At 62.9% G+C, this 19440-nt stretch carries 21 protein-coding genes and 1 tRNA gene; 9 read left to right on the forward strand and 13 right to left on the reverse strand.

Features of this window, described 5'->3' with window-relative positions:
* Window positions 1–16 precede the first annotated feature (16 nt).
* Together FKM97_RS06355 and FKM97_RS06360 are read right to left on the reverse strand one after the other, a co-directional pair.
* The gene (locus FKM97_RS06355; RefSeq protein WP_170240782.1) at window positions 17–469 is read right to left on the reverse strand and encodes a MaoC/PaaZ C-terminal domain-containing protein; all 453 of its coding nucleotides are present in this window, start codon (window positions 467–469) and stop codon (window positions 17–19) included.
* Window positions 466–1380 carry an isocitrate lyase/PEP mutase family protein gene (locus FKM97_RS06360; RefSeq protein WP_144291536.1) on the reverse strand — a complete coding sequence of 305 codons (915 nt, stop codon included), beginning with the start codon at window positions 1378–1380 and terminating at the stop codon, window positions 466–468. Before FKM97_RS06360 ends, FKM97_RS06355 begins: the two co-directional genes overlap by 4 nt.
* Before the next feature lie 97 nt (window positions 1381–1477).
* Here FKM97_RS06360 and FKM97_RS06365 point away from each other — a divergent pair, with 97 nt between their 5' ends.
* Window positions 1478–2281 carry an ABC transporter substrate-binding protein gene (locus FKM97_RS06365; RefSeq protein ID WP_144291537.1) on the forward strand — a complete coding sequence of 268 codons (804 nt, stop codon included), beginning with the start codon at window positions 1478–1480 and terminating at the stop codon, window positions 2279–2281.
* Between the two features lie 97 nt (window positions 2282–2378).
* Here FKM97_RS06365 and FKM97_RS06370 read toward each other — a convergent pair whose 3' ends face one another.
* The gene (locus tag FKM97_RS06370; protein ID WP_144291538.1) at window positions 2379–2651 is read right to left on the reverse strand and encodes a P-loop NTPase family protein; all 273 of its coding nucleotides are present in this window, start codon (window positions 2649–2651) and stop codon (window positions 2379–2381) included.
* A gap of 923 nt (window positions 2652–3574) precedes the next feature.
* A tRNA-Thr gene (locus FKM97_RS06375) sits at window positions 3575–3649 on the reverse strand.
* 126 nt (window positions 3650–3775) lie between these two features.
* Here FKM97_RS06375 and FKM97_RS06380 point away from each other — a divergent pair.
* The 3 genes from FKM97_RS06380 (at window position 3776) to FKM97_RS06390 (ending at window position 5801) form a co-directional block, all read left to right on the forward strand.
* Window positions 3776–3976 (forward strand): hypothetical protein, encoded by a 201-nt coding sequence (locus tag FKM97_RS06380; protein WP_144291539.1) that lies wholly within the window; start codon window positions 3776–3778, stop codon window positions 3974–3976.
* 114 nt (window positions 3977–4090) lie between these two features.
* Window positions 4091–5380 (forward strand): UDP-N-acetylglucosamine 1-carboxyvinyltransferase, encoded by a 1290-nt coding sequence (gene murA, locus FKM97_RS06385; RefSeq protein WP_144291540.1) that lies wholly within the window; start codon window positions 4091–4093, stop codon window positions 5378–5380.
* A gap of 4 nt (window positions 5381–5384) precedes the next feature.
* The gene (locus FKM97_RS06390; RefSeq protein ID WP_144291541.1) at window positions 5385–5801 is read left to right on the forward strand and encodes an NUDIX hydrolase; all 417 of its coding nucleotides are present in this window, start codon (window positions 5385–5387) and stop codon (window positions 5799–5801) included.
* Between the two features lie 43 nt (window positions 5802–5844).
* Here the strand turns inward: FKM97_RS06390 and FKM97_RS06395 are convergent, their stop codons facing one another.
* From FKM97_RS06395 to FKM97_RS06410, 4 genes are all read right to left on the reverse strand, one after another.
* On the reverse strand, window positions 5845–6210 hold the full coding sequence (locus FKM97_RS06395) for a VOC family protein (protein WP_205014767.1): 366 nt from the start codon (window positions 6208–6210) through the stop codon (window positions 5845–5847).
* Window positions 6211–6218: 8 nt separating this feature from the next.
* Entirely contained in the window at window positions 6219–7406 is a 1188-nt protein-coding gene (locus FKM97_RS06400; RefSeq protein ID WP_144291542.1) for a lytic murein transglycosylase, read from the reverse strand.
* 488 nt (window positions 7407–7894) lie between these two features.
* Entirely contained in the window at window positions 7895–8224 is a 330-nt protein-coding gene (locus FKM97_RS06405; protein WP_205014769.1) for a hypothetical protein, read from the reverse strand.
* A gap of 108 nt (window positions 8225–8332) precedes the next feature.
* Window positions 8333–8506, reverse strand: coding sequence for a DUF1328 domain-containing protein (locus tag FKM97_RS06410; protein ID WP_144291543.1), 174 nt, complete (start codon window positions 8504–8506; stop codon window positions 8333–8335).
* Between the two features lie 244 nt (window positions 8507–8750).
* Here FKM97_RS06410 and FKM97_RS06415 point away from each other — a divergent pair, with 244 nt between their 5' ends.
* Window positions 8751–9515, forward strand: coding sequence for an outer membrane protein (locus tag FKM97_RS06415; RefSeq protein WP_170240783.1), 765 nt, complete (start codon window positions 8751–8753; stop codon window positions 9513–9515).
* Window positions 9516–9582: 67 nt separating this feature from the next.
* Here the strand turns inward: FKM97_RS06415 and FKM97_RS06420 are convergent, their stop codons facing one another.
* A complete protein-coding gene (locus FKM97_RS06420; RefSeq protein ID WP_144291545.1) occupies window positions 9583–10473 on the reverse strand; it encodes a glycosyltransferase family protein in 891 nt (296 codons plus the stop codon).
* 188 nt (window positions 10474–10661) lie between these two features.
* On the opposite strand from FKM97_RS06420, the gene FKM97_RS06425 reads away from it, so the two are divergent.
* From FKM97_RS06425 to FKM97_RS06440, 4 genes are all read left to right on the forward strand, one after another.
* Window positions 10662–11603 (forward strand): glycosyltransferase family 2 protein, encoded by a 942-nt coding sequence (locus FKM97_RS06425; protein WP_144291546.1) that lies wholly within the window; start codon window positions 10662–10664, stop codon window positions 11601–11603.
* The gene (locus FKM97_RS06430; RefSeq protein WP_144291547.1) at window positions 11600–12544 is read left to right on the forward strand and encodes a hypothetical protein; all 945 of its coding nucleotides are present in this window, start codon (window positions 11600–11602) and stop codon (window positions 12542–12544) included. The genes FKM97_RS06425 and FKM97_RS06430 overlap by 4 nt, the downstream gene beginning before the upstream one ends.
* A 113-nt stretch (window positions 12545–12657) precedes the next feature.
* Window positions 12658–13593 carry a TAXI family TRAP transporter solute-binding subunit gene (locus tag FKM97_RS06435; RefSeq protein ID WP_246104976.1) on the forward strand — a complete coding sequence of 312 codons (936 nt, stop codon included), beginning with the start codon at window positions 12658–12660 and terminating at the stop codon, window positions 13591–13593.
* Window positions 13594–13657: 64 nt separating this feature from the next.
* A complete protein-coding gene (locus FKM97_RS06440) occupies window positions 13658–14935 on the forward strand; it encodes a glycerate kinase type-2 family protein (protein ID WP_144291549.1) in 1278 nt (425 codons plus the stop codon).
* Between the two features lie 27 nt (window positions 14936–14962).
* Here FKM97_RS06440 and FKM97_RS06445 read toward each other — a convergent pair whose 3' ends face one another.
* The 4 genes from FKM97_RS06445 to FKM97_RS06460 all read right to left on the reverse strand — a co-directional run bounded on the left by FKM97_RS06445 (window position 14963) and on the right by FKM97_RS06460 (window position 19390).
* Complete coding sequence (locus tag FKM97_RS06445) at window positions 14963–16285, reverse strand: APC family permease (protein ID WP_144291550.1); 1323 nt, start codon at window positions 16283–16285, stop codon at window positions 14963–14965.
* A 98-nt stretch (window positions 16286–16383) separates the two neighbouring features.
* The gene (locus FKM97_RS06450; protein ID WP_144291551.1) at window positions 16384–17184 is read right to left on the reverse strand and encodes an SAM-dependent methyltransferase; all 801 of its coding nucleotides are present in this window, start codon (window positions 17182–17184) and stop codon (window positions 16384–16386) included.
* A 353-nt stretch (window positions 17185–17537) separates the two neighbouring features.
* On the reverse strand, window positions 17538–18221 hold the full coding sequence (gene hisG, locus FKM97_RS06455) for an ATP phosphoribosyltransferase (RefSeq protein ID WP_144291552.1): 684 nt from the start codon (window positions 18219–18221) through the stop codon (window positions 17538–17540).
* Window positions 18218–19390 (reverse strand): ATP phosphoribosyltransferase regulatory subunit, encoded by a 1173-nt coding sequence (locus tag FKM97_RS06460; protein WP_144291553.1) that lies wholly within the window; start codon window positions 19388–19390, stop codon window positions 18218–18220. The genes hisG and FKM97_RS06460 overlap by 4 nt, the downstream gene beginning before the upstream one ends.
* Window positions 19391–19440: the final 50 nt, after the last annotated feature.

A 19440-nucleotide genomic window follows, 5' to 3' on the forward strand; every position in this document is an offset into this window, starting at 1 on the left:
CTAGCCATGGATGTTCCTACGTTGTGATCCGCCTCTTTATCAGCAGCTTCGAGTGGCCAGACTGGACCTCCTCGCTCTTCTGATTGAGGATCGTGATCTTGCGGTCGATGATGCCTCGATCAGGTTTGGATGTTTCCCTCTTGGCGGCGATCAGCATTCTTACGCGCAATGTGTCACCAATGAAGATTGGAGCAGTGAACTGCCAGTCGCAAACCGACAGCATCGCCAATCCCGTCTCATTGAAGATACCCCACTGCGTGTAAGCGCCGGCGACCAATAAAAATCCGAAAGCGCCACCCACGACGCGCTGCCCGAAGCTGGTAGCGCGCGCGTATTCGGCATCACAGTGCAGCTGCGCCCAGTCCCCGGACAGCATGCAGAAGAAAGTCGAATCGGCTTCCGTTATGGTCCGACCACCGGTCTCAAAGGTCTGATTCAGCTCCAGATCCTCGAAATACAAACTAATCACTGTTGGGTCGCCTGGGAATATTTACGCTCGAATTCCCAGATAGCTTGGAAGCCCACGAGCTCGTGCATCTCGGTCATTGAAATTGTCTCCAGAGGCATGCCGATTGTTGAACCGTTCCGGAGCAGGTAGTCGTAGCCCTTCGCGAGATATGAGGCGGTGAGCCGGATTCCGAGGGTGGGGTAGATGGATGCCGAATAGCCCCACGACTTTAGTGCATCGGCATCGATCTCGGGTGAAAGGCCGGATGGGACCATGTTGGCCAGCAGCCATGCGTCTATTTCGCCGCCAATCCGTTTGAACTCATCCATCGTCTCGGGCGCTTCGACGAAAATGATGTCGGCTCCGGCGGCGGCGAATGCCTTGGCTCGCGCGATCGCCTCATCCAGCCCCAGGGTCTCGCGGGCGTCCGTTCTCGCAATAATCAGCGTATCGTCGTCGCGCCGGGCGTTCGCAGCGACATCGATCTTTTGGAGCATGTCCTTTAGCGGGATGACGCGGCGCCCGCGCGTGTGTCCGCATTTCTTGGGCATGTCTTGATCTTCCAGCTGAATGGCCTGGACCCCCGCAGCTTCGTATTCGCGCACCGTGTGGTGGACGTTAATCAGCCCACCATAACCGGTATCGGCGTCAGCAATCAGCGGCGTACTGGTTCCCCCGGCGATACGACGGGCGCGCTCCAGCATATCGGTAAAACTGGCGAGTCCAACGTCCGGAAGGCCGAGATGCGAGCTCGAGACGCCGTAACCCGTCATGTAGAGAGCGGTGAAACCCATCTTGTCTGCCACGAGCGCTGAAATCATCTCAAATACGCCGGGCGCCAGCACAAAACGTCCTGCTTCAAAGTCCCGTCTCAGATGCCTGGTCGTCGTCGTTCCCCGGTTCACTTTGCTGCCTTGGTGTCCCGCATCCATAATGCCACCTGTGCTATTGACTACAATATTATAGGATAATATCGTACTAGCAGAAGACGAGCAAGAGATCGCTTGCGGAACACAGGGAGGTGGTGGAATGAACATCAACGCGATTAAAATCGCGTGCCGCATGATCACGTGCGGCGCGGTGCGCTGGCTTGTCACGTTAGGGCTTGCGCTCTCCCTAGCCGCGACGGCGCAGGCCGAGGAGCAGGGCGTTACCAAGGACGAGATCGTGCTCGGTGGCGTTTTCGCGCTCAGCGGTCCCGTGAGTTTGGTGACAAACCCGTATGGTCAGGCCATTGACGCTTATTTTAAACGGGTGAACGACGAAGGCGGTATCAACGGGCGCAAGATCAAATGGATCGTCGAGGACGATGCTTACAAACCCGCGCAATCGCTTGCCGCGGCCAAAAAGCTGATCGAGCGTGATAACGTGTTTTTCATCTTCGGGCAGATGGGCGCATCCATGATCGGTGCTGTTTCACCCTATGTCGACCGCGCCGGCGTGCCAGCGTTCGGTGCAACCGCCGCGCCGGATCCTCAGCGGGAACATGTCTTCAGCTTCATGGCCCCTTATCCCGACTTGATGTATATCGCCACCAAGTACCTGCTTCAGGAGGTCGGCGCCAAACGCATCGCCTTCCTGTATCAGAACGACGATTTCGGTGAACTCGGCCGCGTCGGCGTCATGAGAGCGATGAATGAAGCGGGCGTCGAGCTAGCGGCCGATATAGGCTATGAGCGAGGCACCTCCGATTTTAGCACCTATGCGCTGAAGATTCGGGATTCTCAGGCTGACACGGTGATTTCGATGGGCGTTCCCTGGCTTAGTGTTGCCGCAAACGGCACCTTCTCTCGACCGGCCTCGCCTAAGATCCGAGCGCCCGCAATGAGCTGACCGATGTGGTAGGAGGTAGCTTCAGCATCTGAGCGAACTGACCTTTTAATGATCTCCGCCGAGCACTGGATCGAGGTCTTGGCGGAACTTGAGAACTTTAGGCTTTGGAAACGACGTCAGGCTGCCGAGCACTCGCCGTCCTCAGAATGACGCCAGGCTCAGCCGAGCGGCGGACGTCGTCGGCATCGCCGAGAAGGCTCCACACCCCGCTTGTTCCGTCGAATTTCAGGGCCGTTTCGATCTCATCGACATCGCGACCCCTTCCAAACAGCGTCACGCCGGCCTTATCGCGCGAGAGCACCAGGATCGTGTCGGCCGCGCCTGTGAATCCAGTGGAGCCCGAGATGCTGTCGAGGGAATCGTCGGCCATCGTCTTGCGCGTAGCTTGTAGTTCTTAGCTCATATCGCCTTGGTCGAAGCCGCACGGCTGACCCGGAGCCATGCCATCATTCGACGTGACGAAAGAGCGAAATTGCTCATCCAGCGGCTGTTCGATCACGTTTTCGGGCTCGCATCCATCGCTTCCACTGACGCTGCACTTCCGCCCACCCGACGGATTCCCATGCGTTGCTCCACGGAAATGGAGGTAGCGATCAGTGGGTCGGATCACAAAGGATCTCATGCTGCATATAAGTTGCTAGAGCGGCTGTTATGCCTTCTGGATCATTGATCTTTGTGGTGGGGAAATGAACTCAGATAAGCAGATCAGTGTCTGCGATTGGACTGGCACAGCCGATTGCAAGCTTGCCCACCTCGCACGTGATCTTCGCCTGCCGGTCGTGATTGGTGGTCAGAACGATGGCCAGATCCGGAAAGGACTGTGCCAGGCCATCTGGCGGACTGATTTTGGCTTCATACACGGGTCCGTGGGACCACGAGGACCGGACGTTCGTGCTTTGTCGCTCCACAAACCATAAGGCTTAACGAGAGAATCGAACGCGCGACTCTCGCAGACATGCTGCCGTTCCGAGAGAGTTGAGGAAAGGGAAGCGATCGGAGTGCACGGGATTACCGGCATCATCATTGCCAGCGAGGCGACCTTAATTGAACACTCGATCATATCGGTTGTGCCAAACGAACACTTTTTGCCAAGGCTATTAGAGGCGCCCTAGGTGGTCACAAGCTCATTTTCAGCGAAGTGCGTGAAAATCGCTCAATGTCGAGAACAAAAGGAGTTTTTACCTTCCCAGATTTTCCCCGTTTCTGATGGATTTTTCTGGTTTCGTTCCGTCGTGGAAAGTCGCGACTGTCTCGCAATTCTCCGTCGAACGTCAGGAAAAACAATTGCTTAGCTGGTGCTGCCGGACAGGATTGAACTGTCGACCTCTCCCTTACCAAGGGAGTGCTCTACCACTGAGCTACGGCAGCGCATCGCAAGGTCGCCGGGCTTGCCGGCCAGGCTGCAGCAGCCTACCTTTCGCGAACGGGGCGGAACCTGCCACAGCGGGCGGTCTCGTGCAAGCGGGCAGTTTGATCGCATGTGCGAAGGAGCGGATGGAACGGAACCCAAAAGGGCAGACAGGTGCGCAGCGCAAGGCCGAGCGACTGGCGGGAGCCCTGCGCGCCAATCTCAGACGGCGCAAGGAGCAAGCCCGCGGCCGGCGGCCCGAGGCCGGGGAGGGGGCTGCGGCCGAGGATCCTGCCGAGGACCCGGTGGAGGGTCCTTCCGGGGCCGGTGGCGGGGACAGGGAGTGAAGGCCAGACTTGCCCTTGAGGCTGTAATCATGCTTGTTAAGGATTCCGGTCGATCATAGGTCGACCGGTCGCGCCGGCATGAGCCACGGGGGCCGCCGGGCCGAGGGGAAGATCATGGACAGAATTCGCATTCGGGGCGGCCATCGCCTGAACGGGGAGATTCACATCTCGGGCGCCAAGAATGCCGCCCTGCCGCTGATGATCGCCAGCCTGCTCACCGACGATACGCTGACGCTGCGCAATGTGCCGCGGCTCGCCGATGTAGCCCTGCTCATGCGCATCCTCGGCAATCACGGCGTCGATATCAGCGTCGACGGCAAACGCGCGGGCATGAACGGCATCCAGGGCGATACGATGCATCTCACCGCCCGGACCATCGTGGATACGACCGCTCCCTACGAGATGGTCTCGCGCATGCGCGCCAGCTTCTGGGTGCTGGGGCCGCTGCTGGCCCGTTGCGGCCAGGCTCGGGTGTCGCTGCCCGGCGGCTGCGCCATCGGCACGCGGCCGGTGGACATGCATCTGCAGGCCTTCGAGGCCCTGGGAGCCAAGGTCGACATCGAAGCCGGCTACGTCCTGGCCAGTGCTCCGGGCGGGCTCAAGGGTGCCCGAATCAGCTTTCCCAAGGTGTCCGTCGGCGCCACTCATGCCGCGCTCATGACCGCGGTCCTCGCCCGCGGCGAGAGCGTCATCGAAAATGCGGCGCGCGAGCCCGAGATCACGGATGTGGCTCATTGCCTGGCGGCCATGGGGGCGCAGATCGAGGGCATCGGCACGTCCACCCTGCACATCCAGGGCGTCGAGCGGCTGCACAGCGCCACCCATGAGGTGCTGCCGGACCGAATCGAGACCGGGACCTATGCCATGGCGGTGGCCATGACCGGGGGCGACGTACAGCTCATCGGCGCCCGCCAGGACCTCTTCGACAGCGTCGTCGACGTGCTCGGCCAGGCCGGGGTCGCGGTGCAGGAGACCAATCGCGGGGTTCGCATCCATCGCAATGGCACGGGCCTGCAGCCGGTGACCGTGACGACCGCGCCCTATCCCGGATTTCCCACCGACATGCAGGCGCAGCTCATGGCGCTGATGACACGGTCGGAGGGGGTGTCGACCATCACCGAGACCATTTTCGAGAACCGCTTCATGCATGTGCAGGAGCTGGCGCGCCTCGGCGCCGATATCAGCCTCGACGGCGATTGCGCGTCGGTCCGCGGCGTGGAGCGGCTGCGCGGGGCGGAGGTCATGGCCACGGATTTGCGTGCCTCCGTGTCGCTGGTCATCGCCGGGCTGGCGGCCGAAGGCGAGACCACGGTGCACCGGGTCTATCATCTCGACCGCGGCTTCGAGCGGCTGGAGAAGAAGCTGGTCGCCTGCGGCGCCGAAATCGAGCGTCTGGCGTCCTGAGCCGGTGACCACCGGACGGCCGATCGCCTGCGTGCTCGGCGTGGTTATTCGCGATGGCGAGATCCTGCTCATCCGGCGCGCCAATGCGCCCGATCGGGGCAAATGGGGCTTTCCCGGGGGCAAGATCGAGCGCGGGGAGACGGTGCTGGCGGCCGCCGCCCGCGAAGTCGCGGAGGAAACGGGGATCGCGACCGAAGCCGTCGCCGTGCTCACCGCCGTCGATGTCTTCGAAAAGGACCAGGCCGGCCGTCTCCAGCGTCACTTCGTGCTGATCGCCGTGCGCTGCCGCTGGATCGCTGGCGAACCAATCGCTGCGGATGACGCCCTCGAGGCCGGCTGGTGGCCCATCGACCGCTTTGCCGAGCTCGATCTCAGCGTCGATGTGGAGGCGGTCGCCAGGGGGGCGATCCTGGCGGGATAGGACCCGCCTGCGGGCAAAGAACCAGGGGCCGCGCCGAGACGGATCAGAATGGCGGCTCGGCGATGTGCCAGAGCACGCCGGAGGGGTCGAAGAGGAAGCCGACCTTCAAGCCCCAGCTTTGCACCTTCGGTGCCCGCGGCGGCTTCACGCCGAAGCGGTCTGCGATGTCGGTTGCATCGATCCGCCGCCACCAGGCATCAGCGTCGCGCACCAAGAGCTGGATCATGCAGTTTTCGGCGAATTCCTGGACATAGACATTCTGCAGGATGAAACTGAAGCTCTCAAGCTTCAGGATCGCGACCTCCTCGTCCTCATGCATCACGGCAAAGCCCAGCGCCATGTAGAACCGCTTGGAGAGGGCGAAGTCGCGCGCCGGCACGAAGGGGCGCAGGCCGAGAATGCTGTCCATCGCCGCGCTCAGCGCAGACGGGCGAGCAACTCTGCGGTCGGATAGCCGTCCGCCGGCAGGCCGAGCTTGGCCTGGACCTTCTGGACCGCACCGCGGGTGCCGGCGCCGATGATGCCGTCGATCTTGCCGACGTCATAGCCCATGGCGGCCAGCTTCTGCTGCAGCTGCTTGCCCTGGGCCAGGCTCAATGACGGGGGGGCATCGCCCCGGGTGAGGGTTGGCGCTCCTGCCAGGCGGGTGGCGAAATAGGCGGCCGTCAGGGAATAGACGAGCGATTCGTTCCATTCCAGATAGACGCGGAAATTCGGATAGCCCAAGAAAGCCGGGCCATTCTTGCCCATGGGCAGGATCAGGGAGGCCGCCATGCCGTCGGCGGGCAGCGAACCCTTGGTGGCCTTCACGCCCCATTTGACCCACTGGGCGCGGGGATGCGTGGTCGCCAGATCGGCCTGCTCCCAGGGCATGTCCGCAGGAACGCGCACCTCCTGGAGCCAGGGCTGGTTGGCCTGCCAGCCGAGGGCGTCGAGATAATTCGCCGTGGAGGCGAGCACGTCGGGGACGCTGCTGATCAGGTTGATATGGCCGTCGCCGTCGAAGTCGACGCCGTATTTCAGGTAGTTCGAGGCCAGAAACTGGGTCTGGCCCAGCTCGCCGGCCCAGGGGCCGCGCATTTGGGCGGGGCTCAGGTCGCCGCGCTGGACGAGCTGGAGCGCATCCATCAACTCGACGCGGAACTTATCGGGGCGGCGACAGTCATAGGCCAAAGTCGCCAGGGAACGGAGGGTCTGCTTGTCGCCGAGATTGGCGCCGAAATCCGTCTCCAAGCCCCAGAAGGCCACGATGACCGGGGCGGGAACGCCATATTTCTGCTGGATCCGGTCGAAGGTCGCCTTGTATTTCTTGATGAGCTGGGCGCCCTTGTCGAGCCGGTACTTTGCGACCATGCGGTCGGAGAACTGGAGGAAGCTCTGGGCGAAGACCGCCTGGCCGCGGTCGGCCTTGATGACGCTCTGGTCCAAGGTCACGCCATCGAGGGCGGACGCTATCGTGGCGGGGGAGATGCCCTGAGCAACGGCCTCCTGCTTGAAGGAGGAAAGCCAGCGATCGAAGCTGCCGGTGTTGTTGCAGGCTGCAAAGGCCGGGGCGGCGCTCAGTCCTGTCATCAGCAAAGCCGCCGCTATCGCTCGTACCCTCATATCTACTCCGCCAGTTTGCACAGATGTGCTTCACTGACCTTTCACGAGGGAGCCGTCAAGGGCTGAGACGCGGCCGCACCGCAATTCTGCGCTACCGAGACCCGCCGGCCTCGTCCAATTTAGACATCAGCATGGACAGTTCAGGCGAAAGATCGCTCTCGCAAACCTGGCGATATTCGTTTTGAAGTCGCGTTCCCAGCCTTCGCAAGGCCAGTCTGCTCAACATAGGTTCGTCATTGCTAAAGTCATCGTGGTGGCGATTCATTGCGACCTTCCACTCTTTCAGTTCAAAGACTTAAAGGATCTTGCGCTGAAGAGGTTCATTTTTAGTCAATATCGACATTACTCATAGCTAACGAAAGATAAAGGTTCTCACGCCGCCACCGTTCCCGTTTTGTCGAGGATCCGATCGATTCAGGTCCGCCAAACGATGAGGGCAGCACAACCTCACGGCCGTGCTGCCCAAAATCGATCCGCAGTTTCGATGGTTACTGCTGTGTACCTGATGCCGGCGGCGTTGCCGGAGGCGTCGTGGTGCCGGGTGTCGTCGCCGGAGGTGTCGACGGAGTCGCGGGCTCCGGGGTGGCCGGCGGTGTCGTCGGCTCAGGCGTGGCCGGGGCGGGCGGTGCCGCCGGCGTGGTCGTGGCCGCCGGAGGGGTCGCAGGCTCTGTCGTCGTGGTGGTGGGTGCGGTGTCGGTTGCCGTCTCGTCCCTGCCGGTGAATACGCCTGAGAACCAAGCAATCACAAGCAAGACCACAACAATTATACCGATCCACAGCGCCATATTACTATTCTTGCGCGGTTCTGTTGTCGCCATTTACGTTCTCCTTGACCAGCGTATTCTTTGTGAAACGACTTCTATCCGACCTTCTATATCACCAACGCCCCGTAATGTCAGTGATCAAAGATTTTATATCCGTCGCGCCTAGAAGAGGATCTCACCGGCCAGCAGGCCAAGGGCGAGGAAAATCAGACAGATCACCAGGAACACGACAAACAGTATCTTCGCGATGGATCCAGCCGCAGAGGCGATGCCCGAAAATCCGAGCGCTCCCGCCACGAGTGAGACAATAAAGAATATTAACGCCCATTTCAGCATGACCCGCCTCCCGCACTAAGCGCTTCAACAATTCGCAACGGGCCAAAAGGTTCCCGCGCATCTTCGCGACGCTCGCGGGCCGTGGCCCAGACACCACAGAGACCCGTCAAGTTTGTAAAATGATCCAGAACATCTTGTGCGTGTGTATGGCTCGCGATACTCCTTATACGTGTGAAAAAATATCATGCCCTTTTTAAGGGTACCAAGGCCGTCCGCATGGCCTCGGGTGTCAGAGGAGTTGTTTATGTACAAGCAGTTCAAATGGGCCGTCTTCACGGCAGCGACCGCCATTGTGGCACCGGAACCAGCTTTGGCCGCCGATCTCTACAGCCCGCCTCCCGCGGTCATCGCGGTGGAGCCGGCAGTCAGTTGGACGGGGATTTATCTCGGCGGTTCCGTCGGCGGGGCCGGGTCTGCCTCAGCGACAAACACACCTTTGCGGACCGGAAAGAACGCACGGTTCAACGGGTCGGGTTCCGAGGGTCTGATCGGCGGAGGATTTGTCGGCTTCAACTATCAACTCAGCCCGCAAGTCGTCTTCGGTCTCCAGGGGGACTACTTCGTTCCCGATCTGGAGGCGACCTTCGGCAAGGAAATCCTGCCCGAAAAACCCGGTCCCAAAGATGCCGCAGGGGGTGCCCTGACGCGCAAGCCGCTCCGGCCTCAACGCGGCAAACCCGATCGCACGGAGTCGATCCGTGACCTGTGGTCGGTCTCGGCGCGGGCCGGGTGGCTGCCGAGCGAATCAACAATGATCTATGTATTGGGCGGTTATTCCAATGCGGACCTGAAGCTCAAACTGAGTGCCGGCAAGGGCCACACGGCGATCGACGGCTATCACGTCGGTACAGGCATCGAAACGAAGCTGACGGACAGTCTCTCAGCGCGGGTCGAGTACCGATACGTCCACCTTTCGGGCGAGAAGAAGTTTGACGGCCGGACAGCGACTTTCGAGCCGGCTATCCACATGGGGACCTTCGGTCTGGCCTGGACCTTCACCATGTTCTGAGAGTGCAAATCCCCTTTGAGAGGGAGTGCGATCGGTGGCCCGCTCGAGCGAACGGGCCACTTCTGCCTTAGGACAGGCTCAACTCGGAGGGCGAGGGCGCTTTGTTCATCTGGGCGAGGGCGTCAGGGCGGATGTGGCGGCGCTCGATCTCCTGCTGGAGATAGCTTTCCGAAATCTGCCCGCTCTCGACACATTCCCGCAGCAGGCCAAAGAACAGTTTCTCCTGATTCGGATCAGGATGGCGCTTGTAACGGCCTGGCATGGTGATGCCGTTGCTTCCCAATATCTTCGCCAGCCAGTCGATCTTCAGGCGGTTGGTAAAGTCCACCGGAAGTCCCGTCTTCCAGGGCTGCGTGCGGCGCTTGGTGTTGTGCAACAGCCGGGTCTTCGGGGTCAGCCGGTCGAAATCGTTCCATTCGGGCTCCAGAGCGCCGATCGTCTCGCGCGGCTCATAAGCGAGAATGATCCAGTCCTCGTAGTCACGCTCGCTGCGGAAGAGGGCTCCGAAATTTTCCTCCAAATTCCAGTGCTTCAGCTTGGCGCAGTCCAGCAGCATCACGCTGCTGGCCATGTAGTCCGGACGGTCATTGTGGCCGGGGCGGGGGCGCGCGAAGATGGCCTTGCCCTGCATGTCGCGTTGGAGCAGCTCGTTGATGTCGCCCACCGCAAAGATGTCCGGATCCATCACGACGGCTCGGCCTTCGTAATTCATGAGCTGGGGCGGCATGAACCGCAGTGGCGTGAAGGATTGGAGGTCGTCATTGACCCAAGCGCGCTGGGTTCCGGCGCGCAGGAACTTCCGGCCCTCATATTCCCGAAACAGAGGATAATCCTCCTGGGTAATGATCCGCACGTTGAAAGCATCCGGGGTCTTCGAATTGCGCTTCAATGAGTGAGCCGCGACAAGCGCGCCAACCATCTGCTTGGCATTGGTGTGGATGAAAACCGTGTTGGTCATCGATCGCCTATGAGTTGCGAGCCCGCCAGCCGACGCACCGGCCGCTCCTGAAATCAACCATAGACGCCGCACGGGCGGGGCTCAAGGCACCCAAAGCCGCATCGACTACTCTCTATGCGTTTGTCGCGTATTGAAAGATCGCATAAGTTGCGCTAGAAGTGTCGAACCTAAATCTTCAGTTGCGCTCAATGAAATCCCCTCCATCGCCAAGCCGTGTTTCGGTACTGATGACCGCGAAGAACCAGGAGCGGTTCATCGCCGGTGCCATCGCGAGCATCCTCAGGCAAAGTTATTGCGAGTTCGAGTTGCTGGTGGTGGACGACCAGTCGACCGACCAGACGGCGGCCATCGTGCGGAGCCTCATGGAAGTGGACCCGCGTGTGACGCTGCTCTGCTGTGCGACCCCGGGGCGTGTCGCGTGCCTGAATTATGCCCTGTCAGTGGCGCGGTCGGATTACATCGCCATCATGGACGCCGACGATCTCGCGCCGCCGCATCGCTTGTCTCTCCAGGTCGATTTTCTCGACCGACATCCCCGCGTGGTGGCGGTGGGCGGTGCATTCTGCCATATCGGCCAGGATGAACTGGATCCCGTGACGGCGGGTGATGGGCGACCAATTTCGCCGAAACCGCTGTCGCCCCGCAGCCGGCTGAATGGTCTGAGACCAAAGCCGCTGCCGATCCTGCATTCGACCGTGGTCATGCGGCGCGCGACAGTCGTGGAGGCCGGGCTCTACCGTCCGGCCCTCATCCATCAAGAGGATACAGATCTGTTCCTCCGGCTCGAGGAGTTGGGGGAGATCCGCAACCTGCCGGACGTGGTACATTTCTATCGGCAGCATGATGCCAATACCGGGAGACGATACCCGATTGGCCAAAGTGCTGCCTGGGCGCTGGCGCTGATGCTCGCCCGGCGGAGGCGACGCGGCCTTACGGACTGGGCCTATGGGAATGATCGCGGTCGCGTCTGGCTGCTTCTTTGTGTCTGCGCCAGTATCAGCGCCCTCAACGCCTTGCTGCTGATCGTGCTCGAAACCCGGCGCCGGCGCGGCAAACGGGGCAGGTTGGCGCGGCAGCTCGGCACGGTCCGAGACCTGCCGACCTCTGCCCGGCAGGCCGCCTCCACATGATGAAAACCATTGCCGCGGGCAACCCGGCACGAGCCCGCAAGAAGCGGGTCTGGCTCTACCGCATCTGTAATCGGCTGTGGACGGGGCTCAGCCATGAGCACCCGCTGCCATGGGGGCGGGCGCGCCGAGCCATGGCGCATCTGGCCTTTCAGGTTATCGACCTCTTCGTCAGGGCGCGGACACCCGCCCGTCAGTTCAGCCTGTGGGAGCAGGTGCCGCCGATCGCGGGTGATCTGCCCCGTGCACCGGCAGGCCGCGAGGTCTTGATCGCTTTCGGGGATCCAGTCTTCGTCGCGCGGTACGGGCCGCCATTGCTAATGTCTCTGGCCGCGCGCAGTCCCAATACGCCGGTACATCTGCATGTCTTCGGCACGGAAGACATCAGCGCCCGTCTGCCCGCGGATGCCAGACTTCAGCTCAGCATTACCTATGAGACGGTGGATCGTCTCCCGAGCGGAACCGCCGATAGAGTGCGTTTCTTTCAAAGCATGCGTTTCATCCGTCTCGCGCAGTTCCTGCATCGGTCGCCACACTCCTTCCTCGCCATCGACATCGACAGCGTCATCGCCCAGGATCTGAGCGCCACCGCGTTCCTGCGGGCAGGGGCCGATATCGGCCTCATCAAACGCGACAAATTTCGTGATCCGGGAAAGAAGGTGCTCGCCGCCGCCCTCTATGCCGCGCCCACCGATCCGGCACGCCGGTTCATGCGGATCGCCGCGACCAGAATGCTTGCCCATCTGGAGGGGGTCTTCACCGAGAAATTGGACCAGCGCTGCCTTTATCTGACCTTCCGGGATCGGAGCGCGGGTGTCCGGATCGCACCCCTGCCCATGAGCCTTGCTGCGGTCGAGCAGGAGGGGGCGACAATCCTCTCGCTGCGGGGGCCACGGAAGAACCAGGACCTGGACGCGCTGCTGGGCACCATGCCGGCCTCTTGAGCATTTGCGCTTTTCACCGCACGGACCCTATGATGGTCAGGGGCTGCCAGAGAATTTCTGGTGATGAGGCGGATTCCATGGGGTGGTGGCAAAGAGCGTGGATTGTCTTGACCGTGTTGGGGGCGGTGGAGGCGGCTGCGGTGGCGCAGGAGAGCTTGGCACCGGTGATCGTCGGAACGGGCGGTGTCACCGGCGTCTATTATCCCGTCGGCGGTGCGATCTGCCGCGTCGTCAACGAAAAGAGATCGAAAGATCATCTTTTCTGCTCTGTCGAGCCCAGCGACGGTTCCGTCGACAATGTGAAGTCCTTGCAGGCTGGCGACGTCCAGTTCGCCATCGTCCAAGCCGATATCGCCGATGACGCCTTCCAGGGGCGCGGCGATTGGACGGGTCGGCCCGCGGAAGGGCTGCGCCTGGTACTGACGCTCTATCCGGAAGTGATCACCATCATCAGCCGGGCCGATGCCAAAATCGCGAACATCTCAGACCTCAAGGGCAAGCGGGTCAATCTCGGCGCGAGGGGTTCTGGCGCGCTGGGCAGCTGGACCGTGATCGAAGAGGCCATGGGCTGGACGCCGGGGGACGTGCAGGTGGTGGAGATCTCAAGCGAGGACCAAGGGCAGGCCCTGTGCGACAATCAGATGGATGCCTTCGTCTGGTTCGTCGGCCACCCCTCCGCGAATACGGAGGAGACGCTTTCGAGCTGCGATGCGAGGGTGGCCGATGCCACGGGACCGGCGGTCGAGGCCCTGCTGAAGGCGCATCCGGAATATCGCGAAGTCGTCATCCCCGCCGGCACCTATAGCGGACAGGACAAGCCCATTCGCAGCTTCGGGGTCACGGCAGAGCTGGTCACCTCCGCGGCGGTCGCCGATGACGTGGTGGAAAAGCTCACGACAGCCGTGTTGTCCGACGTGGAGCGGTTCCGCTCGCTCCATCCGGCCCTGAGCGGCCTTGTGGCCGACGATATGACGCAGAGCGGGATTCTGCCCACTCATCCCGGTGCCTTGGCGGCCATCAAGGCTGCGGCCGGTTCGGCCTCACGCTGAGGGATTCACAAGCCGGGCCGCGAACGCTAGTCTGTGGAGACCACCAACAGACAAGGATAGACGCATGGCCCATCACCCGCCCGCAGACACCGTCCGCGCCCTCCTGCTCGAGATGTTCGGGGCGGCGGTGAAAGCGGCCGATCCCCTGGTGGTGCTGCCGCCGCATCTGCCGGAGCCTCCGCCGGGGCGAACCGTGGTGGTCGGCGCGGGCAAGGCTGCCGCCGCCATGGCGCAAGCGGTGGAGGCTCATTGGGCGGGGCCGCTCGAAGGCCTCGTCATCACACGATACGGACACGGCCTGCCGACGCGGCAGATCGAGGTGGTGGAAGCCTCGCATCCGGTCCCGGACCTGGCCGGGCATCGCGCGGCGCAGCGCATCCTCGCGCTCGCATCGGAGCTCACCGAAAACGACCTGCTGCTGTGTCTCATCTCCGGCGGCGGCTCGGCGCTAATGGCGCTGCCGGCGGCAGGGCTCAGCTTCGAGGACAAGCAGGCGGTCAATCGCGCCCTGCTCGCCTCGGGGGCGACGATCACGGAGATGAACTGCGTCCGCAAACATCTCTCCGCCATCAAGGGCGGGCGGCTGGCGGCGGCGGCATGGCCCGCAGCCTGCATCTCGCTGCTCATCTCGGACGTGCCCGCGGATGACCCCTCCATGGTCGCCTCGGGACCGGGCCTGGCGGATCCCACGAGCCGGGCGGATGCCTTGAGCATTCTCGCCAAATACCGCCTCGAGGTGCCCGAAGCCGTCACCGACTGGCTCCGGGATCCGCGTTCGGAGACGCCGAAGCCCGACGATCCACATCTTGCCCGCTGCGAGGCCCGCATCGTCGCAGCCCCCTCCCTGTCGCTCGCAGCCGCACGCGAACGGGCGGAGGCGGCCGGCTTCACGGTTGTCGACCTGGGCGACCGCATCGAAGGCGAGGCGCGGGAGGTCGGTGCCGCGCATGCCCAGTTCGTCCGCGAGATCGCCGCAGGGCGGGTGCCGGTCAAGGCCCCGGCGATCGTGCTCTCGGGGGGGGAGACGACGGTCACCGTCCGGGGCCAGGGCCGGGGCGGGCGCAACAGCGAATATGCTCTCGCGCTGGCCCTCGGCCTCAACGGGCTGCCTGGCGTCGAAGCGCTGGCCTGCGATACCGACGGTATCGATGGCTCGGAGGACAATGCCGGAGCCTTTGTGGACGCAAACACCCTCGCCGAGGCCCGGGCCCAGGGCCTCGACCCGCAAGCCCTGCTCGATGCCAATGATGCCTATGCCCTGTTCCATGCCCTTGGGACCCTGGTGATGACCGGGCCGACCCATACCAATGTCAACGACTTCAGGGCGATCGCGATCACCTGAGGCGATCGCGATCCCTGTTGCCTCGAATTACTCCGCCGGCTGCAGGCGGAAGCGGCGTTCCATCATCACCACCGGCACGCCGGCCAGGAGGACCACGATCCCGATGAGCGCCCCCAAGCCGGTATAGGCAAGGCTCGAATAGAGCAGGCCCAGGCAGGTCGCGGAGAACAGGGCCGGGAGAACGGGATAGAACGGCACGGAGAAGGGCCGTTCCCCGGGATGCTTGCCGCGCAAGACGAACAGCGACAGGCTGACCAGCAGCATGAAGAACCAGAAGACCGGGGCGGTGTAGTCGACCATGGACTGGAAGCCGTCGCGGGCGATCGCGCCAAAGAGCACGAGGCCGGAGGAAATCACCCCCTGCACCAGCAGGGCGTTGCGCGGGGTGCTGCCCTTCTGGTCCCATTCGCCGAGGAAGCGCAGATGCGGGAGATCGCGTCCGAGGGCGAAATAGGCGCGGCCGCCGGTGAAGATGGTCGCATTCACCGAGGTCAGGGCGGCGATGCAGACGCCGAGGCTCAGCAGCATGGCCCCCAGCTCGCCGAAGGTGATCCTCACGAGATCCGCTCCCGGCGCCTCCGTCCCCCGCAGCCGCTCGAGGCCCAAGGCGTTGAGATAGGCCATGTTGATCAGGATGTAGAAGGCCATGATCACCACGACGCCGATGGCCAGGATGCGCGCCATCTTGCGGCGCACTTCGCGGATCTCACCGGAGAGATAGGCGGCCTCGTTCCAGCCGCCGAAGGTCAGGAGGACGAGCACCATGGCCATGCCGAGCGCCGATCCGTTGTCCTGCGCCGGGGGCACGCCTTCAGCGGCGACGGGTGCCGTGAGGCCGATCGCGACCATCGCGGCCAGGCCGAGGATCACCGCCACGGTCATGGCGATCTGCACGGATTTCGAGGGCCGGGTGCCGAGGACATTCAGGGCGGTGAAGGCGATCACGGCGGAAAAGGCATGCAGCGAGGGCCCGTAGGGTCCCAGGGGCACCAGCTGCTGGGCATAGTCGCCATAGACGAAGGCCAAAGCCGCAATCGCACCCGTCTGGATGACGGTCCCCCGCGCCCAGGCGAAGAACAGGCCCGTGGAGCGCCCGAAGGCGCGCCGCAGGAAGTGATATTCGCCTCCCTCGCTGGGATAGGAGGAGCCGAGCTCGGCGTAACAGAGGGCGCCCACCATGGTGATGAGGCCGCCGACCACCCAGACGGAAACGAACATGGCCTCGCTGCTGACATTGCCGGCGACGAGGGCTGGAATCTTGAAGATGCCGATGCCGACCACCACGGAGATGATCATGCATACGCCTTCGAACACCGAGAGGGTGGCGCGAGGCTGAGCCGCTGCGTTCATTGCTGGTATCCTGTGGCGTGCGAGCCGCCGAAACAGGCATCCTCCCAGGGGTCAGATGCCTGTCTCAGAGAGTCCGCCATGGTCATGACGGGACGGGATCAGCTCTTGGTGGCGCGCCAATCCATCGCGGCACCGGAGGCGTCCGTCGCCATGGGCTCGATCGAGGTGCCGTTCACCCGGCCCACGAATTCACGAGGCGATCCCGGCTCGACTTCGACCTCGAAACTCAGCGCATCGCCCTTCAGGGAGGCATTCTCGATGGGCACGGACTTGCCCTCGATCTCGGCGGTGCCTTCGACCTGCTGGTAAGTCTGGTCAAGGTCCAGGGTGAATGTCACCTCGGGGCTTTCCACGCGCCAGGTGCCTTCCACCTTTGCCGGCACATGCCAGAGATAGACGTCACGCCCGTCGACCTCGTCGGACTGGTCAGGCGTCCATGGCCCAAGGTTGAACTGATGCGAGACAAGGCGGGTGCCCGGCGTCAGTTCCAGCAGTTTCGGCTTCAGCTCGAGATTGACCTTCGGCAGCAGATACATGGTGATGATGGAGGCTTTGGAGAGATCGGTCTCGAACAGGTTCTGCTCTTCGAACGTCGCGCGATCGGCAACACCTGCCTCCTTGGCGTTCGCCTTTGCCTCCGCCACGCGGTTCGGATCCAGATCGACCCCGTGCGCCGGGATGCCGTGCTCCTTGGCGGCGGCAATGGCGATACGGCCATCGCCCGAGCCGAGGTCGAGGAGAACATCGGTTTCCTTCACATCCGCCATTTCGAGCATGCGGTCGACCATGGCGTTCGGTGTCGGAACGAAGGGCACATCCAGAGCCCAGGACGGTGTCAGGCTGGCCAAGGCAAGTGAAAGGGTGAGGCCGGAGGTGGCCAGGAGGGTCTTTGTCTGCATGGGAAAGTCTCCTTGATTTCAAGATTCGTCGAGCAAAGACGATGCAACTTGTTCAAGGCTGTCGCTCAGTTTTCCGCATCGCCGAGATAAATCTCCGATGCTTAACAGCACGGCTAAGTTGATGTTCCACCGACGGACGCCGTTGGATGTTCAACAAAAATCGATCAATGCTGATGAAAATGTGATTAGGGCAGTAAAAATCATAATCTTAAGATTATGATTTTTAAATATCAGTATTGTTTGAAAGAGATTTTGGATCATCAAGATGGGCGACGATCTCGGCGGTCGCGCCGCCGCTGGCACTGCGATTTCGCCGAGGCCCAAGGCCCGCCACTCGCCCGGCCGGGGCCGGTTCAGGCCAGCCGCTTGACGATCTCCTGCAGCCGGGCATCGCTCATGGCTCCGAGATGGGCTGCCAGCACGGCTTCCGATTTCAGGATCACGCCGTCGTCGAGGATCTTGAGGTGGTTGGCTTCCAACGTCGCCCCCGTCGAGGTGATGTCGACGATCACCTCCGCCGTGCCCGCCGCCGGCGCCCCCTCGGTTGCACCGAGGCTCTCGACGATTCGATAGCCGCGCACCCCATTCTCGGCGAAGAAGCGGCGCGTCAGGTTCATGTATTTCGTCGCCACCCGAAGCCTGCGGCCATGGCGGGCGTAATAGGCCAGCGCCACCTCGTCGAGATCGGTCATGGTGGCGACGTCCAGCCAGCATTCCGGCACGGCGACGATCACATCGGCGCGGCCGAAGCCGAACCGCAGCTGGATGTCGACAATCTCGGCCATGTTGGGGATGTGCTCACGCAGCAAGTCCTCGCCGGTGATCCCGATATCGATGGCGCCCTCGCGCAGCAGATGGGCGATCTCGGTCGCCGAGAGGTAGGATACCTCGACGCCGTCGATGCCGTTTAGGCGGCCCTGATAGCCGCGTCCCGCCCCGGTGCGATCGAGCGTCAAGCCGACGCCGCCCAGCAACTCGGAGGCCTTCTCCATGAGTCGTCCCTTGGAGGGCAGGGCGATGATCAGCGGCTTCATCATGACCGGGCCTCCAGCGCCAGCCGCAGCCGCTCGGTGTGAATGGCGCAGCCCACCGCCGGCACAGGCTCCGGGCTGCCGATGGCGGCCATCAAGCCGTCATAGCGGCCGCCGCCGGCAAGCGGCAGCCAACCCGTCGCGCTCTCCACCTCGATCTGGAAGACGAAGCCCGAATAATATTCGAGGCTGCGGCCGAAGACGCCGGAAAAGCGGTGGGTCTCGACTTCTATGCCCTGGGCTCTGGCCTCGGCAAAGCGCCGGTCGAACTGGTCGAGCACGGCCCCGAACTGCGCACCGGCCTTCTCCGCGATGGCGCGCATGGCGAGGCTTGCATCTTCCGGCGCCCCATCGATGGCGAGATAGGTCTCGATCAAGTCGACAGCATCGGCATCGAGGGGATCCTCGTCGCGGTCGCGGGCCCGCTCATGCAGCCGCCGGGCGATCTCGGCGATGGTGCGGCCGCCGACCAGCGGAATGTCTTCATGCTCCAGCACCTCCTCCACGAGCTGCAGGGCGCGTGCTTCCGGGGCGCCATGCAGCCGGGTCAGCAGCTCTTCGGTCGCCGAGCGCACCGGCTTGCGGCGGCTGGAGAGCGTGTCGAGCAGGTCGCGGAAGGCCCGGGGCCGCCAGAATTGATGCTTGAGCCGCTGGCGCCACCGCTCGGGCATGTCGATCGCATCGAGCAGCGCCGCAAGCAGGGCGAGGTCGCCGAGCTTGACGCGGTAGCGGGTCAGGCCCGCGGCATGGAGCGCCTTCACGGTCAGGGCGAAGATCTCGGCCTCTGCGATCCCTGCGTCAGTGTCGCCCAGCCATTCCATGCCGACTTGCACGAATTCGTTGGGGTGCATGGCATCCGCGCCTTGAGGCTGGTGGCGGAAGGCCGGGCCGCAATAGCAGTAACGCGCCTCAGTCGCAGGGGAGGGCGCCGTCTCCAGATGATAGCGGCAGGTGGGCACGGTCAGGTCCGGGCGCAGGCACAACTCGCGACCCGAAGGGTCGGTGAAGACATAGGTGCGGGTGCGGATATCCTCGCCGGAGCGGTCGAGGAACAGATCCGCCGGCTGCAGGATGTCAGGCGTCACATGATCGAAGCCGGCCGCCTCGATCAGCGCCAGCATGGCCGCATTCTGCGCCTCGAGGGAGCCCCGATCGGCAGAGGACCTACCGGGCATGGGGGCGGCTCCCTTTCACGCACGGGGAGAGGTGAAGGGTTGCGGCAGCG

The organism is Rhodoligotrophos appendicifer, from assembly GCF_007474605.1.
Lineage (GTDB): Bacteria > Pseudomonadota > Alphaproteobacteria > Rhizobiales > Im1 > Rhodoligotrophos > Rhodoligotrophos appendicifer.

What these genes read in the sequence shown, in the direction of transcription:
- FKM97_RS06380 (WP_144291539.1), top strand. Translation starts at nt 3,776, where the DNA reads ATGGAACGGAACCCAAAAGGGCAGACAGGTGCGCAGCGCAAGGCCGAG.
- FKM97_RS06450 (WP_144291551.1), bottom strand. Translation starts at nt 17,184, where the DNA reads ATGCAGACAAAGACCCTCCTGGCCACCTCCGGCCTCACCCTTTCACTT.
- FKM97_RS06425 (WP_144291546.1), top strand. Translation starts at nt 10,662, where the DNA reads ATGAAATCCCCTCCATCGCCAAGCCGTGTTTCGGTACTGATGACCGCG.
- FKM97_RS06365 (WP_144291537.1), top strand. Translation starts at nt 1,478, where the DNA reads ATGAACATCAACGCGATTAAAATCGCGTGCCGCATGATCACGTGCGGC.
- FKM97_RS06405 (WP_205014769.1), bottom strand. Translation starts at nt 8,224, where the DNA reads ATGGCGACAACAGAACCGCGCAAGAATAGTAATATGGCGCTGTGGATC.
- FKM97_RS06445 (WP_144291550.1), bottom strand. Translation starts at nt 16,285, where the DNA reads ATGAACGCAGCGGCTCAGCCTCGCGCCACCCTCTCGGTGTTCGAAGGC.
- FKM97_RS06440 (WP_144291549.1), top strand. Translation starts at nt 13,658, where the DNA reads ATGGCCCATCACCCGCCCGCAGACACCGTCCGCGCCCTCCTGCTCGAG.
- FKM97_RS06395 (WP_205014767.1), bottom strand. Translation starts at nt 6,210, where the DNA reads ATGGACAGCATTCTCGGCCTGCGCCCCTTCGTGCCGGCGCGCGACTTC.
- FKM97_RS06420 (WP_144291545.1), bottom strand. Translation starts at nt 10,473, where the DNA reads ATGACCAACACGGTTTTCATCCACACCAATGCCAAGCAGATGGTTGGC.
- FKM97_RS06410 (WP_144291543.1), bottom strand. Translation starts at nt 8,506, where the DNA reads ATGCTGAAATGGGCGTTAATATTCTTTATTGTCTCACTCGTGGCGGGA.
- FKM97_RS06460 (WP_144291553.1), bottom strand. Translation starts at nt 19,390, where the DNA reads ATGCCCGGTAGGTCCTCTGCCGATCGGGGCTCCCTCGAGGCGCAGAAT.
- hisG (WP_144291552.1), bottom strand. Translation starts at nt 18,221, where the DNA reads ATGATGAAGCCGCTGATCATCGCCCTGCCCTCCAAGGGACGACTCATG.
- FKM97_RS06370 (WP_144291538.1), bottom strand. Translation starts at nt 2,651, where the DNA reads ATGGCCGACGATTCCCTCGACAGCATCTCGGGCTCCACTGGATTCACA.
- FKM97_RS06430 (WP_144291547.1), top strand. Translation starts at nt 11,600, where the DNA reads ATGATGAAAACCATTGCCGCGGGCAACCCGGCACGAGCCCGCAAGAAG.
- FKM97_RS06415 (WP_170240783.1), top strand. Translation starts at nt 8,751, where the DNA reads ATGTACAAGCAGTTCAAATGGGCCGTCTTCACGGCAGCGACCGCCATT.
- FKM97_RS06400 (WP_144291542.1), bottom strand. Translation starts at nt 7,406, where the DNA reads ATGAGGGTACGAGCGATAGCGGCGGCTTTGCTGATGACAGGACTGAGC.
- murA (WP_144291540.1), top strand. Translation starts at nt 4,091, where the DNA reads ATGGACAGAATTCGCATTCGGGGCGGCCATCGCCTGAACGGGGAGATT.
- FKM97_RS06360 (WP_144291536.1), bottom strand. Translation starts at nt 1,380, where the DNA reads ATGGATGCGGGACACCAAGGCAGCAAAGTGAACCGGGGAACGACGACG.